Source organism: Acetobacter syzygii (assembly GCF_000964225.1).
GTDB classification, from domain to species: Bacteria; Pseudomonadota; Alphaproteobacteria; order Acetobacterales; family Acetobacteraceae; genus Acetobacter; species Acetobacter syzygii.
Genome location: NZ_BAMZ01000069.1, coordinates 1 through 781, shown reverse-complemented (window position 1 = coordinate 781; position 781 = coordinate 1). Strand labels below are relative to the sequence as shown.

1 protein-coding gene is annotated in these 781 nt (G+C 52.1%); it reads left to right on the top strand.

Going from position 1 to position 781, the window contains the following annotated elements; translation table 11 throughout:
• Positions 1–179 precede the first annotated feature (179 nt).
• Positions 180–781 (top strand): recombinase family protein (locus tag Absy_RS11705; RefSeq protein ID WP_307188409.1); only part of this gene is annotated, 602 nt, incomplete at its 3' end.

The following is a 781-nucleotide window of genomic DNA, read 5'->3' as shown; positions in this document are numbered from 1 at the left end:
TGTTTTCAAATCAAATGCGTTCATTTACTGACTCTCTCAAAAGAATGTGGCGTGTTCCGAAAATATGAAATCCGTCTCACGCCACGCTACACTGATTGTAATGAGCAGAATCCGTGGTTTTTGAACATATGACTGTCGTATTGACGTGACCCAAAAATTACGAACCAGAAACGGGGTTTATGACGATGCGGCGCTTTGGTTATGTACGGGTTTCAACGGGAGAACAGACAAACGATCCTCAGATCATCGCTCTGAGGCGTGAAGGACTATCAGACGACATGATCGTTCAGGACACGATTTCAGGTGGCGTGCCGGCCTTGGCGCGTCCAGGTATGGCGTCTCTGCTGCAATCGCTCAGGCCCGGAGACAGTCTGATTGCTGCGAAGCTGGACAGGTTGGGGCGCGATACGCTTGATGTCATAGGGTTAATCCGGACACTGAACAAGCGCAGTATCAATCTGAGGATTCTTAATATTGGTGTCGAAACCAACACACCAAACGGACGGCTGTTCTTGACTATTCTGGCAGGCTTCGCCGAGTTCGAAAGGGAGATCATAAGGGAACGGACAGTCGCCGGGCTTGAAGCCGCTCGTGCGGCAGGTAAGCGTTTGGGACGGCGACCCAAACTCACCGACCGCCAGAAAACACATGCTCTAACGCTCTCAGCCGCCGGCCAGAAAAATGCCCAGATTGCCGACATTCTGGGCGTCTCGGTCTCCACGATCCAACGCATCACAGCACTGAATTGCCCCGGGTTTTGTGGAGACAGAACGACCCGAGA